Origin of the sequence: Gilliamella sp. ESL0232 (assembly GCF_013346885.1) — a bacterium.
In the GTDB taxonomy this organism is placed as follows: Bacteria; Pseudomonadota; Gammaproteobacteria; order Enterobacterales; family Orbaceae; genus Gilliamella; species Gilliamella bombi.
In genome coordinates this window covers 34,171-47,762 of the sequence record NZ_JAAEDW010000006.1, presented here as the reverse complement: position 1 = coordinate 47,762, position 13,592 = coordinate 34,171, and the positions used below count along the sequence as shown (strand labels likewise).

Below are 13,592 nucleotides of genomic sequence, written 5' to 3'. Positions count from 1 at the left end.
ATTAAATAACTCTTGTTCCTTGAGTATCAATTTTACAAATATGAGTAAAACCTTCATCATTTTGCAAATAATATTTTTTAAGTAATAATTCAATTTGCTGAGCTGTTTCAAGTTTATCTGCAATCACAAATATTGTTGGCCCTGAACCTGAAATACCCGATGACAAAGCACCAAGTTGCTTAACCCGTTTTTGAGTTTCATCAAAATTAGGTAATAATTGTTTACGATAAGGCTCAGCAATATTATCAAAAAGCATTGTGGCAGCCAGCTTAGGTTGTTTGGTATAACAAGCATGCAAAAATCCCCCCACATAGCGACCATGTGCTACACAATCAGACCTTTGATATTGAGCAGGTAAAATTGCACGTGCTTCAGCCGTTGATACCTTTATACCTGGATAAGCCATCACCCAATACCAATCATCAAAATGCGGAATCGACTCACTAATAATACCCATCTCATTAAGAATAAGTTGCATCCCACCTAAATAGCATGGCGCAACATTATCATAATGCACACTGCCCGAAATACGACCTTCAAGTTCTCCCATCATGGATAACATTTCAAATTCATTAAAAGGTTTATCAAAAAACTCATTTAATGCAACCAATGCACCAACTACTGAGCACGCACTTGAACCTAAACCAGAGCCAATTGGCATATTTTTTTCAAGAGTCATACTAACAGGTAAAGTTTTACCCATTGCTTGACAAAATCGCTGCCAACATTGAAATACAATATTATATTTTGGATCACGTGGTAGCTTTTTGACAAATTGACCTTTGCTAGTAAGGGAAAATTCGTTAGCAGATTCAACTGTAATACAGTCACCAAGCATAGCGCCACTAATCGGGCTAATTGCTGCGCCCAATATATCAAAACCAACGCTAATATTAGCCATTGATGCAGGCGCATAAACGGTTAAAGATTTATGACTCATTTAACCTCCGATTTTACCTGATGTTGTACGTAAAATATCAGCAAAAACACCTGCTGCAGTAACATCATTACCAGCACCATAACCACGTAATACAAGAGGAATAGGTTGATAATAACGAGTATAAAAAGCTAAGGCATTTTCGCCATTTTTGACTTTATAAAGAGGATCTTCGCTATCGACAGCTTCAATTCTAACACTGCATTGATGGTTTTCTATGCTACCCACATAACGTAGAACTTTACCTTCTTTTGCTGCTTGTTCAGATTTTGCTTTAAAATGTGCATCTAACTGCGGTAATTTGGCCATGAAATCATCAATGCTACCTTGTGCATATTCAGGAGGTAATACGGATTCGACATTGATTTGATCCAATTCTAATTGTAAACCTGATTCTCTAGCTAAAATAAGTAACTTTCTAGCTACATCGGTTCCAGATAGATCGTCTCGAGGATCAGGTTCAGTAAAACCTTTCTCTTTAGCCAATTTAGTTGCTTCAGACAGTGACATGCCTTCATCAAGTTTACCAAATATAAAAGAAAGCGATCCAGATAGAATTCCCGAAAACTTGATTAACTCATCACCTGCATTAAGTAGATTTTGAAGATTTTCAATTACCGGTAACCCTGCCCCTACATTGGTATCATATTGGAATTTACGCTTACTTTTTGCAGCTTCTTGGCGTAAGCGTAAATAGTAGGCCATTGAGCTGGTATTTGCTTTTTTATTTGGTGTAACGACATGAAAGCCATTAGCTAAAAAATCAGCGTATTTGTCAGATACTTCGCTACTAGAAGTACAATCAACGAGAATCGGATTAAGTAATCGATTAGATTTGGCAAACTCAATAATACTATCTAATGAATATTTAGTATCACTCTGTTTGATTTGATCACGCCAATTACTAAGATCAATACCGTCTCTATTGGTTATGCTGTGTTTAGAGTTAAACAAACCACATACTCGCAAATCAATCTGTTTGTTTTTAAGCCATTTCTGTTGACGTCCGATTTGGTCGACAAGCGCACCACCAACCCCACCAACACCAATAACAAAGACATCAAGCATTTTATCAGTACCAAATAACATCTGATGCGCAACACGAACGCCCATTACAGCAACATCATTATCAACTACAACTGAAATTGAGCGTTCAGATGAACCTTGTGCTATAGCAACAATATTAATATTAGCTCTGGCTAATGCTGTAAAGAAATTAGCTGATAAACCTCGTAAGGTACGCATACCATCGCCCACTACAGAGATAATAGCAAGCCTTTCCATCACCTCGATCGGTTCAAGTAATCCATCTTTTAATTCTAAGAAAAATTCATCACTTAAAGCTTCTTCTGCACGATAAAGTTCTGTTTGTGGCACACAAAAACTAATGCTGTATTCAGATGATGATTGAGTAATAAGTACAACTGAAATGCCAGCATAAGACATTGCAGAAAACACACGTGCCGACATACCAACCATACCTTTTAACCCTGGACCTGAAACATTGATCATTGCCATGTTATTTAAATTGGTAATACCTTTTACAGGTGTGGTTGAGTCAACAATATTAGCACCAATTAATGTGCCTGGTGCATCAGGGTTATTTGTATTTTTGATTAAACAAGGAATCTGAAATTGGGCAATAGGTAAAATAGTTCTTGGATGAAGTACTTTTGCTCCAAAATATGAAAGTTCCATCGCCTCTTGATAAGACATTGTTTTTAGTAATTTGGCATCTGGTACAATACGGGGATCACAAGTATAAACTCCATCAACATCGGTCCATATTTCACAGCTATTTGCTCTTAAACAAGCTGCTAATACGGCTGCAGAATAATCAGAACCATTTCGTCCAAGCACAACTAATTCACCTTTTTCATTACCAGCGGTAAAACCGGGCATTAGAATAAAATTGTCTTGTGGAATGTGCATTTCAGCAATTCGATGAGCCGATTCAGGTATATTAACAGTCGATTCTAAATAACCACCTTCTGCAATAAGCATAGCAACAGGATCTATTACCGTGATCGTATGGCCTCTTGCTTTGAGAAGTTCTTGCATAATAGCAATTGATAGCTTTTCTCCACGACAAATAATTGATGCATTGATACTATCAGGACATTGACCGAGTAAACGGATACCTTCAAGTAATTGCTTAACATGCTTTAATTCATTAAGAGCAAAATGCTTCATCTCTTCATAAGCAAAATTAGGGTGAGCTTTTGCAAGACCTGCTAATAGATCTGCAAATATCTTTTCAGCATCATAAATGTTACTTTTGATATCTTGCCCAGCAACCGTTTTTTCAACCATGGCTACTAAATGGTTGGTAATTTTAGCAGGTGCCGATAAAACAGTGGCGGTTTGCTCTTGTTTAGCATTATTTTCAATAATTTCTGCAACTCGCAAAAAGCGTTCTGCGTTAGCAACAGATGTTCCTCCAAATTTTAAAACTTTCATATCACACCTTACTTATTATCTTAGTTTATGCCCATTACTATCTATAATTATAGTTTTTAGAACTTATTTATAATCTTGTAGTCTTATCATGCTAATTCTGTTTTTAATTTTTTTGCACAGGTTAACTACTTTATTTCCATGCAAAATAAAAAACCCGCCTTTAGGGGGCGGGTTTTTTAATATTTATTGAAAAAATCAACCCGCCCTAGATAGCATAATAGTACCTAAGGTGCTAATAATTCCTGTCATACTAACTAAAATTATCATGATTTTCCCTAAAAAATATTTAATTAAACTAAAAAACAAAACAGCCCAACATTTTCATGTCAGGCTGTAATTTTAAAAAACCTTTTTGCTATTTTCGTATTCATTAACAACTTTATTCAATGCTTGATATATGCACTTTTCATCTTGTTTTTTTAATGCTTCATCTAAAATATTAAGATACGATAACATTAGCTTTTGATTATCTTCGGCAAATTGCGGCGATACTTCTTGATCTTCATATAACATAACATACGTACGAGCAAATCCAAAAATCAAAAAATAAACCGATGCATTTTTTGGATCTTCTTGAATTAATGCTCTCATTGCCTTTCTTAACTTTACATAACTATCAGTACCAGGCAAACTTGTCGCAAATGTTTTCGTTACTTCAGAAAATGTCATTGCCATAAACCTCAATCAAAATCACAAGAAGAAAGAATAACAACCCATTAGCATAAGTGCAAGTCTATTTTGTTTGCCAAACAAATTTTTTTAATTTCTACTAAAAATCAACAGAAGAAAAATTAATAAAAAAGGGATATTATTTGGCCTCTTTACAAATAGACAATCCTGCCGATGCTTGTGCAACAGGCATTATTTCAATTGAGTTAACATTAAAATGATTTGGTGTATTAATTAACCAAGAGACAGTATTGGCTATATCTTCAGGAGTAATAAATTCAACACCCTGATAAACCTGTGCGGCTTTCTGGTTATCGCCATGAAAGCGAACATTTGAAAACTCTGTACCACCACATAATCCCGGTTCGATATTAGTAACTCTAACCTTTTTCCCTAATAAATCGGTACGCAAATTAGCACTAAATTGTTTAACAAAAGCTTTAGATGCACCATAAACATTTCCGCCTTTATAAGCATAAGTACCAGCCACAGATCCAAGATTAATAATATAACCAAAATTGCGCTCAACCATTTCTGGTAATATTTGTCGAGTTAGATTTACTAGCCCAATAATATTAGTTTCAATCATTGTTTCCCAATCGTTATAATCTGCTTCATAAGCAGGTTCTAAACCTAATGCTAGACCTGCATTATTTATTAAAATATCTATGGGCTTAAATTCATTTGGTAATTGCAATAAAATAGTATTTACTGCATCTTTTTTAGTTATATCTAATGGTAATGAAAAGAAATTAGCACCTAATTCATCTGCAAGGTTTTGTAATTTATCTGCACGTCTAGCTAAGCCTACAACTTTATAACCATCTGCTATAAGTTTACGGCAAATAGCTTGCCCAAAACCAGAGGATGCACCACTAACCAAAGCTATATTCATATTAAATCCCCTTATAAACTAAGTTAAAATTGGAGTATATTTCGATAAACGACTATATGCATAAACAAAAAGTAGTACATAAAAATATACTGAAACACATAGTTACCTGAAAGTTTTTTACAAAAAACTATCTAATATCTATAAAAAACCCGCTAATTAAGCGGGTTGATATTTAATACTTCATTTAGCAGGTTCTTCTGCTGGTTCTTCATCTTTTAGCGGAACAATCAAGGTATCAATATGTGTATTATTGATAAGTTGACGAGCAGAAGACATCAACTTACTCCAAAAATCCTGATGATGACCACACACGACAAGGTCAGCGCCATATTCATGAATTGCTTCGATTAATACTTGGTCAAATTCACCATTCCCAGAAAGAGTATGAGCTATAGGATATCCCGCATCATTGGCTAGTTTATTTAATGCAATATGCGCATCTTCAGTAATTCGGTCTTTCATATCATTCATATTAATATCAACTAAACCAGTATAAAGATCCGAATAATTAATACCAACATGAATCAAAGATATTTGAGCATTATAAGGCCTAGCCATAGAAACTGCTTTTTCGACAAGAACTTCACTTTCAGGTGATAAATCTACTGCAACTAATATGTGTTTATAAGCCATGATACATTACTCCTTCCAATTTAACGGTCAGATAAAACTACAAAATTGATACTCTCTTTTTACTACTAAATCAATTTTTGAGCAAGCCAAAAAAGTGACCCAGATAACAAAATTGAAATTGGAAGTGTTAAAATCCAAGTTAATGCAATATTTTTAATGGTCTTACTTTGAACGCCACCACCATCAACAATCATTGTACCTGCCACAGATGAAGAAAGAACTTGAGTTGTTGAAACAGGCATACCAGTATAACTTGCAATCCCAATTGATAAAGCCGTAGTGATTTGTGCCGACACGCCCTGTGCGTAAGTCATCCCTTTTTTACCAATTTTTTCACCAATAGTAATAGCTACACGACGCCATCCTATCATTGTTCCAATTGCTAGTGCTGAAGCTACCGAAATAATGATCCAAATCGGCGCATATTCAACAGTTTTAAGTAAATCGTTATTCAAAGATTTCAGATATTGTTTTTCCTCTGCTGTTACATTAGCTTGTTTAGCAACATGCGAAACAGTATCCGATAAACATAATAATATGCGTCTAGCTTGTGAACGTTGTTCAACAGTGAGTGATTCATAATTATTCATTTTATTAAATAAATTATGAGCAATACCCAGTGTGATAAATGAATGTGAATAGTCACAATGATACTTATTCAAATCGCCTTCTGGAATACTTGTGTCTAATGCAGGTTGTTTACCTATTATCGTAGTTAGATCATCATTGTGAGTAACAAAGTACTCCTGAATATTATCAATAGCATTACGAGTGTTAGTAATATCATAGGTAGACGCATTCATATTAACAATAAAGCCAGCAGGAGCGATACCCATCAATACCAACATTAATAAACCAATACCTTTTTGTCCATCATTAGCACCATGAGAAAAACTCACACCTGCAGCAGAAATAATAAGCATTATTCGGATCCAAAAAGGTGGCTTTTTCTTACCATAAAGTTTTTCTCGCTGCTCTGGAGTCATAAAGATGCGTTCTCTTTTTTTACTACTCTTTTTACTTTGCCCTTTACGTGTCCAATACTTACGCAGACAAAAAATCATTAACCCAGCAATAACAAGACCAACTATTGGTGAAACAATCAAGGATAAAAAGATTTGAATCATCTTAGGAATATTAAGCGCATCAATAATTGATGTATCCATAACCAATGCATTTGCAAGTGCTACGCCAATAATAGAACCAATTAAAGTATGTGAACTTGATGCAGGAATACCAACAAACCAAGTACCTAAATTCCAAATGATTGCTGCAAATAAAATAGAAAATACCATAGCAAGCCCATGAGTAGAGCTTACATTAAGTAATAAATCAGTTGGTAACAAATGCACAATGGCATAAGCCACACTAAGCCCACCAAGTAGTACGCCAAAGAAATTAAATACTCCGGCCATAAAAACGGCAAGTTGTTCTTTCAATGCCCTTGTATAAATAACAGTGGCAACAGCATTAGCAGTATCATGAAATCCATTAATAGCCTCATAAAAGAGTACAAAAAGTAAAGCTAAGACTAATAATATAATGGTTGAAAATTCTAAATCAGCAAATAGATGAAACATAATATATCTTTCTGTTGTTAATTAGCGCCACTATTATCCTTGAGAATAAGCTAATGAGCAAAACAATTTTTTACATTTTTCGTTTAGCATAACGTGCAGCCAAAAAAGCACAAATCATTAATTGGATTTGATGAAAGATCATTAAAGGTAGGATCAAAATACCCATCATCGACATGGGGAAGATAACACTTGCCATTGGAATACCACTTGCTAGGCTCTTTTTTGAACCACAAAATACAATTGTGATTTCATCTTGTTTGCTAAAACCAAAAAATCTTGCACTATAAGTGGTAATAAATAAAACTATAACTAACAGAATAATTGAGAAAAATATAATATTTAACAAAGATAAAAAACCGACTTGCGACCATATACCATTAACAACTGCATCACTAAACGCGACATAAACCACTAATAAAATCGACAAACGATCTGTTTTAGAAATAATATTTTTATACTTATCTACCCATTGACCAATAAAACGTCTAGATAAATGCCCGACAACGAAAGGCAACATCAGTTTCAGCATAATAGAGGTAATGGCATCAATTATGTTCATTGATGCCGAGGTTTGAGTATGTATTAACAATCCAACTAAAAGCGGGGTAATAAACACCCCCAATAACGTTGATGCTGAGGCACTGCAAATAGCTGCTGCCACATTACCTTTAGCTATTGAAGTAAATGCTATTGCAGACTGCACTGTTGCTGGTAAAACACAAAGATAAACAAAACCTAAATAAATATCATGTGATAAAAAAGTGGGCACTAATAACTGCATCATCATGCCTAAAACTGGGAATATTACAAATGTAGTTGTAAATATTAACAAATGTAATCGCCAATTTTTTATACCAGAGACAATTGCTTGAAAAGAAAGTTTTGCGCCATGCATAAAAAATAGCAAGCCAATAGCAAAAGTTGTAAGGTATTCAAAAACCGTTTTAGCCTGTCCTTCACAAGGAAAAAAGCTAGCTGTAATCACAACACAAATTAGAATCAATAAGAATGAATCAATCTTAACACGTTGAAATATATTCATGATTTTTAATATCTTTGATTAACAAGAATAAAAAAATCGCCACAAAAGTGGCGATATACAAGAAAGATAAAATTTATTCTAAGAAACTACGAAGCACATCAGATCGACTTGGATGACGTAATTTTCTCAGCGCCTTAGCCTCAATTTGACGAATACGTTCACGAGTTACATCAAATTGCTTACCAACTTCTTCTAGCGTATGATCTGTATTCATATCAATACCAAATCGCATACGTAACACTTTCGCTTCTCTAGGCGTTAATCCTGATAAAATATCGCGAGTTGCGCTACGTAAACTCTCAGAAGTCGCCGCATCTAGCGGTTGCTCAAGAGCTGTATCTTCAATAAAATCACCTAAATGCGAATCTTCGTCATCACCAACTGGTGTTTCCATCGAAATTGGCTCTTTAGCAATTTTAAGCACTTTACGAATTTTATCTTCAGGCATTTGCATGCGTTCAGATAACTCTTCAGGTGTTGGTTCACGACCGATTTCCTGTAACATTTGACGAGAAATACGATTTAACTTATTAATTGTTTCAATCATATGTACCGGAATACGAATTGTCCTTGCTTGGTCAGCTATAGAACGAGTAATCGCTTGTCTTATCCACCAAGTTGCATAAGTTGAGAATTTATAACCACGACGATATTCAAATTTATCAACTGCTTTCATCAAGCCAATATTACCTTCTTGGATAAGATCTAAGAATTGTAATCCTCGGTTGGTGTATTTTTTCGCAATAGAAATAACTAGTCGTAAGTTAGCTTCTACCATTTCTTTCTTAGCTCGACGTGCTTTAGCTTCGCCAATAGACATACGTCGATTAATATCTTTGATTTGCTCAATAGAAAGACTTGTTTCAGTTTCAATTTGTTGTAACAAATCAACTTGCGCAGCAATTTGAGTTTCAAAATCTTTTAAATTAGCCGCAAACGCACCTTTCGATGTTAAAGCTTTCTTAAACCAATCCATGTTATTTTCGTTGCCGGTAAAATAAGTCATAAACAGTTTTTTCGGCATTTTGCATTTTTCAACACAAATCCTCATAATAACACGTTCATGAGTTCTAACACGCTCCATCATGCTTCTCATGTTATTAACAAGAATATCAAACTGCTTAGCAACTAAACGGAATTGTTTAAATATTTCTGATAGATTTTCAATCTCTTTTTGTGCTTTTTTATGAGCACGGCCATATTTTTTAATAGCGTCAGACGTTTTATCATGTTGCTCTTTTAATTCGGCAAATTTAGCTTTAGCAACTTCGGGATCGATAGAAACATCATCATCAGTTGATGCCTCGTTTTCATCATCCTCACTATCATCATCGCTATCATCGATTTCAATTTCGGTTTCACTAACGTCTAAATCTTCAGGTAACTCTTCAACAACTTCTTCAGCATTTGGATCAACAAAACCTGTAATTAAATCAGATAAACGAACTTGTCCACTTTCGATTAAATTATATTGCTCTAAAAGATAAGTTATAGCTTCTGGATATTCGGATACCGAAGTTTGAACTTGATTAATACCATCTTCAATACGCTTAGCAATATCGATTTCGCCTTCACGCGTTAACAGTTCAACCGCTCCCATTTCACGCATATACATACGAACAGGATCAGTTGTTCTACCAATTTCTGACTCAACATTAGATAATACTAATGCTGTTGCAGCTTCAACAGCTTCTTCATCAGGGACATTATCTGAAAGTAATAACTCATCAGAATCAGGGGCTTCTTCAAGAACTTGAATCCCCATATCATTAATCATTTGGATAATATCTTCAATCTGATCTGAATCAATAATCTCTTCAGGCAAGTGATCGTTGACATCAGCATAGGTCAGGTATCCTAGCTCCTTACCTCGAATGATTAGGAGTTTTAACTGTGATTGAGAATTTTGCTCCATAAAGGTATCCATTTTAGTTATTTGGTCATTTATATTATGCATGTAGAACAATATCTGGAATCTACACGTACTCTATATATTTAGTCTTTTTTTGATAAAACAAGTATTAAAGTCGCCAATTCTTTTTTCTCTGCGGTGCTTAAGCCGGAGACTCTCTCTTTTGCGATTAGTTCATCTTGCCTTTGGGCGAGTATATTATCATATAACTCTTTTAAAGTATGTGAAAAAATTGAGCCTATTTCGCCATCTTGATAATGACACTCCCAGGTGGATAAACGATTCAACTGCTTATAAAACGGTCTATCCATACACTCTATTAATATTTGTGCAGTAGTTATATTGGGATAACGTTGACATAGTTCAAGTAATTCAACAAAAATCTCGATCCCGGCCATTTTAACCTGGCGAATCACATTTATATCAGAAACTTGCTCAGCAAGATTAGGATATTGAAGTAATAAACCAATTAAAACTCGCATCGTTGTTAATTTCATTTGTGATGTAGGCGCTTTTTCATTTGCCTTTTCATCACGTTGGGAACGATTTTCTTGAATTAATTGTTCTAATTGAGATACATCAAGTAAACCTAAATAATTACCGAGCTTCTGCAGTAAATTTAATCTAAAGGCTTTTGCCTTAATTTGATCAAGTAGCGGTAAAGCTAGCGAACTCAATTTTGCTTTTCCTTCAGCCGTTTTTAAATCAACCTGTTTCAAAAGTTCATCAAATAAAAATTTCGACAAATTTGAAGATTCATTTAAATATTTTTCAAAATTATCCTTACCGACTTTACGCACAAAACTATCAGGATCTTCATCTTGAGGTAAAAAAGCAAAAGTTATTTTCTTACCATCGATTAAGCAAGGTAATAAAACATTAAGTGCCCGCCAAGCAGCGCTTCGTCCAGCATTATCGCCGTCATAACAAAATATTACCGAATCTGTTGCTCTAAATAATAATTTAATATGCTCCTCTGATGTAGCCGTACCTAAAGCAGCAACAGCATAATCAATGCCATATTGAGCAAGCGAAACCACATCCATATAGCCTTCAACCACCATCAGTTGCTGAGGATTACGATTGACTTCTAGCGTTTCATAAAGTCCGTAAAGTTGAAAGCCTTTATGAAAAATGGGGGTTTCTGGTGAATTAATATATTTTGCAGAATCATTAATGATAGTTCGTCCACCAAACGCGATAACATTGCCTTGTCTATCGCGAATAGGAAACATGATTCTTCCACGAAAACGGTCATATTGATTACCCCTATCGTGGCTGACTTGCATGCCGGCTTGTTCATAAAGTGCTTCTTCAGCTTTTGTTTTAACCACACTTTGTGAAGTTAAACGCCACTCATTAGGCGCAAAACCAATTCTATACCGTGCTATAATTTCTGCATTGAGTCCCCGTTGCCCAAGATATTTTTGAGCATCAGTAGATGTAGATAATGCTAATTGTTGCTGATAAAAATCAGTGATTTTGCCCATCAAAGTATATAGATCTCGACGTACATTTCTAGATTCAATGTGCTTTGATTGATCAATTTGATTTTTATCGTTATCAATATAAGGGACACGAATCCCTTGCAAGCTAGCTAACTCCTCAATAGCTTCAGGAAAAGATAACCGCTCATATTGCATTAGAAAATTAACAACAGATCCTGATGCGCCACATCCAAAACAATAAAAGATCTGTTTTTTTTCATTAAGAGAAAACGAAGCTGTTTTTTCATCATGAAAAGGGCAACAACCAAAATAATTATTCCCCTTTTTTTTCATTTTAACGCGTTTACCAATCACATCAAGAATGTTAGTTCGAGCAGTTAAATCCAAGATGAAATCGCGAGGAATAAGACCTTTCATGATAAAACTTTAACCAGTTATGGTGTTATAAAAAGACAACAAGCCGTATCAAAATACGGCTTGTTAGAATTCTTTATATCAAAAAGATAATAAATTGATTTTTAATATCAATTTTAGTTTTCAGTATAAATAATCTTAAAATATTAATATAAGCGAGTACGACGAGCGTTTTCTCTTTCTAATTTTTTAGCATGGCGTTTAACAGCTGCTGCTTTAGCTCGTTTACGAATAGTAGTTGGTTTTTCGTAAAATTCACGATTACGAACTTCAGCTAAAACTCCTGCTTTTTCACAAGAACGTTTGAAACGACGTAACGCTACATCGAAAGGTTCATTTTCACGTACTTTAATTACTGGCATGTGCCTCTCACCTCAAATTTGTTTAATATCACAAGGGATTAAAATTAGTGCGCAATTTTACCCTCAATCGATATATGTTGTAAAGTAAAAAATAGAATTATTACAAGATAACAAATTAATTTGCTAATCAGCATATAGAGTCAGATAATAAATCAAATCTAATTGAGAATAAACAGGAGTATTTCATGCCATCATTAATTACTGGTCAATATCCAAAGCGCCGCCTACGCCGTAATCGTGCCCATGACTTTAGTCGTCGTATGGTTGCAGAACATAGTTTGACGGCCAACGATCTAATTTATCCGGTTTTTATTGTTGAAGGAAATAATATTACTGAATCAATTACCTCGATGCCAAACGTTAATCGAATGAGTATTGACGTATTGTTAAAAGAAGCGGAACAAGTAGCTAAATTAGGAATTCCTGTTCTTTCACTATTTCCCGCTATTGAACCATCAAAAAAAACCTCATTAGCACAAGAAGCATATAACGAAAATGGGTTAGTACCAAAAGCTGTTCGAGCATTAAAAAAAGAAATTCCAGAGCTCGGTGTATTAACTGATGTCGCACTTGATCCATATACCACGCATGGACAAGATGGCATTATTGATGAACAAGGGTATGTACAAAATGATATCTCTGTTGAAACGCTTGTTAAACAAGCATTAATGCAAGCTCAAGCAGGTGTGGATATTATCGCACCAAGTGACATGATGGATGGACGCATTGGAGCAATACGTAACGAACTCGAAAAGCACGGTTTTTTTAACACACAAATTATGGCTTATTCCGCAAAGTACGCATCAAGTTTTTATGGACCTTTTCGTGATGCTGTCGGCTCTGCGAAAAATATTAAAGGTGGTAATAAAAAAACTTATCAACTCGATCCTGCTAATAGTAATGAAGCATTACAAGAAATCTATCAAGATTTAAGTGAAGGTGCAGATATGGTCATGGTTAAACCTGGTATGCCTTATCTTGATATCGTTCGAAGAGTTAAAGACACCTTTGCTGTCCCAACTTTTGCTTATCAAGTTTCTGGCGAATATGCTATGTTAACAGCGGCAATTCAAAATGGTTGGTTAGATGAAAAATCAGCAATTATGGAATCTTTACTTTGCTTTAAACGTGCTGGTGCCGATGGAATATTAACCTATTTTGCCAAACAAGTAGCCGAATGGTTGCATCAACAAAAATAATATTTTTTGAAATACTGCTCTTTTCAAATTGGAAGGAGCAT

General features: G+C 34.8%; 11 protein-coding genes. 1 reads left to right on the top strand and 10 read right to left on the bottom strand.

The annotated features are described in order from the left end of the window. Position 1: 1 nt before the first annotated feature. From thrB to rpsU, 10 genes are all read right to left on the bottom strand, one after another. Positions 2 to 940, bottom strand: a complete 939-nt coding sequence (gene thrB, locus GYW75_RS07505) for a homoserine kinase (RefSeq protein WP_065589866.1) — start codon at positions 938 to 940, stop codon at positions 2 to 4. Then, on the bottom strand, positions 941 to 3,397 hold the full coding sequence (gene thrA, locus GYW75_RS07500) for a bifunctional aspartate kinase/homoserine dehydrogenase I (protein ID WP_174798912.1): 2,457 nt from the start codon (positions 3,395 to 3,397) through the stop codon (positions 941 to 943). A 339-nt stretch (positions 3,398 to 3,736) separates the two neighbouring features. After that, the gene (locus GYW75_RS07495; RefSeq protein ID WP_034914101.1) at positions 3,737 to 4,066 is read right to left on the bottom strand and encodes a hypothetical protein; all 330 of its coding nucleotides are present in this window, start codon (positions 4,064 to 4,066) and stop codon (positions 3,737 to 3,739) included. Positions 4,067 to 4,205: 139 nt separating this feature from the next. After that, positions 4,206 to 4,961, bottom strand: a complete 756-nt coding sequence (locus tag GYW75_RS07490) for an SDR family NAD(P)-dependent oxidoreductase (protein ID WP_174798911.1) — start codon at positions 4,959 to 4,961, stop codon at positions 4,206 to 4,208. Positions 4,962 to 5,141: 180 nt separating this feature from the next. After that, positions 5,142 to 5,594, bottom strand: coding sequence for a universal stress protein UspA (gene uspA, locus GYW75_RS07485; protein WP_065589863.1), 453 nt, complete (start codon positions 5,592 to 5,594; stop codon positions 5,142 to 5,144). Between the two features lie 65 nt (positions 5,595 to 5,659). Beyond that, positions 5,660 to 7,174 carry an inorganic phosphate transporter PitA gene (gene pitA, locus GYW75_RS07480; RefSeq protein ID WP_065589862.1) on the bottom strand — a complete coding sequence of 505 codons (1,515 nt, stop codon included), beginning with the start codon at positions 7,172 to 7,174 and terminating at the stop codon, positions 5,660 to 5,662. A 70-nt stretch (positions 7,175 to 7,244) separates the two neighbouring features. After that, the gene (locus GYW75_RS07475) at positions 7,245 to 8,216 is read right to left on the bottom strand and encodes a bile acid:sodium symporter family protein (RefSeq protein ID WP_034914119.1); all 972 of its coding nucleotides are present in this window, start codon (positions 8,214 to 8,216) and stop codon (positions 7,245 to 7,247) included. Positions 8,217 to 8,289: 73 nt separating this feature from the next. Next, entirely contained in the window at positions 8,290 to 10,131 is a 1,842-nt protein-coding gene (rpoD, locus tag GYW75_RS07470) for an RNA polymerase sigma factor RpoD (RefSeq protein ID WP_238786435.1), read from the bottom strand. Between the two features lie 80 nt (positions 10,132 to 10,211). Next, entirely contained in the window at positions 10,212 to 11,993 is a 1,782-nt protein-coding gene (gene dnaG / locus GYW75_RS07465) for a DNA primase (RefSeq protein WP_174798910.1), read from the bottom strand. 143 nt (positions 11,994 to 12,136) lie between these two features. After that, positions 12,137 to 12,352 carry a 30S ribosomal protein S21 gene (gene rpsU, locus GYW75_RS07460; protein ID WP_034882800.1) on the bottom strand — a complete coding sequence of 72 codons (216 nt, stop codon included), beginning with the start codon at positions 12,350 to 12,352 and terminating at the stop codon, positions 12,137 to 12,139. Positions 12,353 to 12,537: 185 nt separating this feature from the next. On the opposite strand from rpsU, the gene hemB reads away from it, so the two are divergent. Further along, complete coding sequence (gene hemB / locus GYW75_RS07455) at positions 12,538 to 13,551, top strand: porphobilinogen synthase (RefSeq protein WP_085163724.1); 1,014 nt, start codon at positions 12,538 to 12,540, stop codon at positions 13,549 to 13,551. The last annotated feature ends 41 nt before the right edge of the window (positions 13,552 to 13,592 follow it).

Excerpts from the sequence above, each read along its gene's own strand:
- thrB (WP_065589866.1), bottom strand. The coding sequence starts at position 940 with ATGAGTCATAAATCTTTAACCGTTTATGCGCCTGCATCAATGGCTAAT.
- thrA (WP_174798912.1), bottom strand. The coding sequence starts at position 3,397 with ATGAAAGTTTTAAAATTTGGAGGAACATCTGTTGCTAACGCAGAACGC.
- GYW75_RS07495 (WP_034914101.1), bottom strand. The coding sequence starts at position 4,066 with ATGACATTTTCTGAAGTAACGAAAACATTTGCGACAAGTTTGCCTGGT.
- GYW75_RS07490 (WP_174798911.1), bottom strand. The coding sequence starts at position 4,961 with ATGAATATAGCTTTGGTTAGTGGTGCATCCTCTGGTTTTGGGCAAGCT.
- uspA (WP_065589863.1), bottom strand. The coding sequence starts at position 5,594 with ATGGCTTATAAACACATATTAGTTGCAGTAGATTTATCACCTGAAAGT.
- pitA (WP_065589862.1), bottom strand. The coding sequence starts at position 7,174 with ATGTTTCATCTATTTGCTGATTTAGAATTTTCAACCATTATATTATTA.
- GYW75_RS07475 (WP_034914119.1), bottom strand. The coding sequence starts at position 8,216 with ATGAATATATTTCAACGTGTTAAGATTGATTCATTCTTATTGATTCTA.
- rpoD (WP_238786435.1), bottom strand. The coding sequence starts at position 10,131 with ATGGAGCAAAATTCTCAATCACAGTTAAAACTCCTAATCATTCGAGGT.
- dnaG (WP_174798910.1), bottom strand. The coding sequence starts at position 11,993 with ATGAAAGGTCTTATTCCTCGCGATTTCATCTTGGATTTAACTGCTCGA.
- rpsU (WP_034882800.1), bottom strand. The coding sequence starts at position 12,352 with ATGCCAGTAATTAAAGTACGTGAAAATGAACCTTTCGATGTAGCGTTA.
- hemB (WP_085163724.1), top strand. The coding sequence starts at position 12,538 with ATGCCATCATTAATTACTGGTCAATATCCAAAGCGCCGCCTACGCCGT.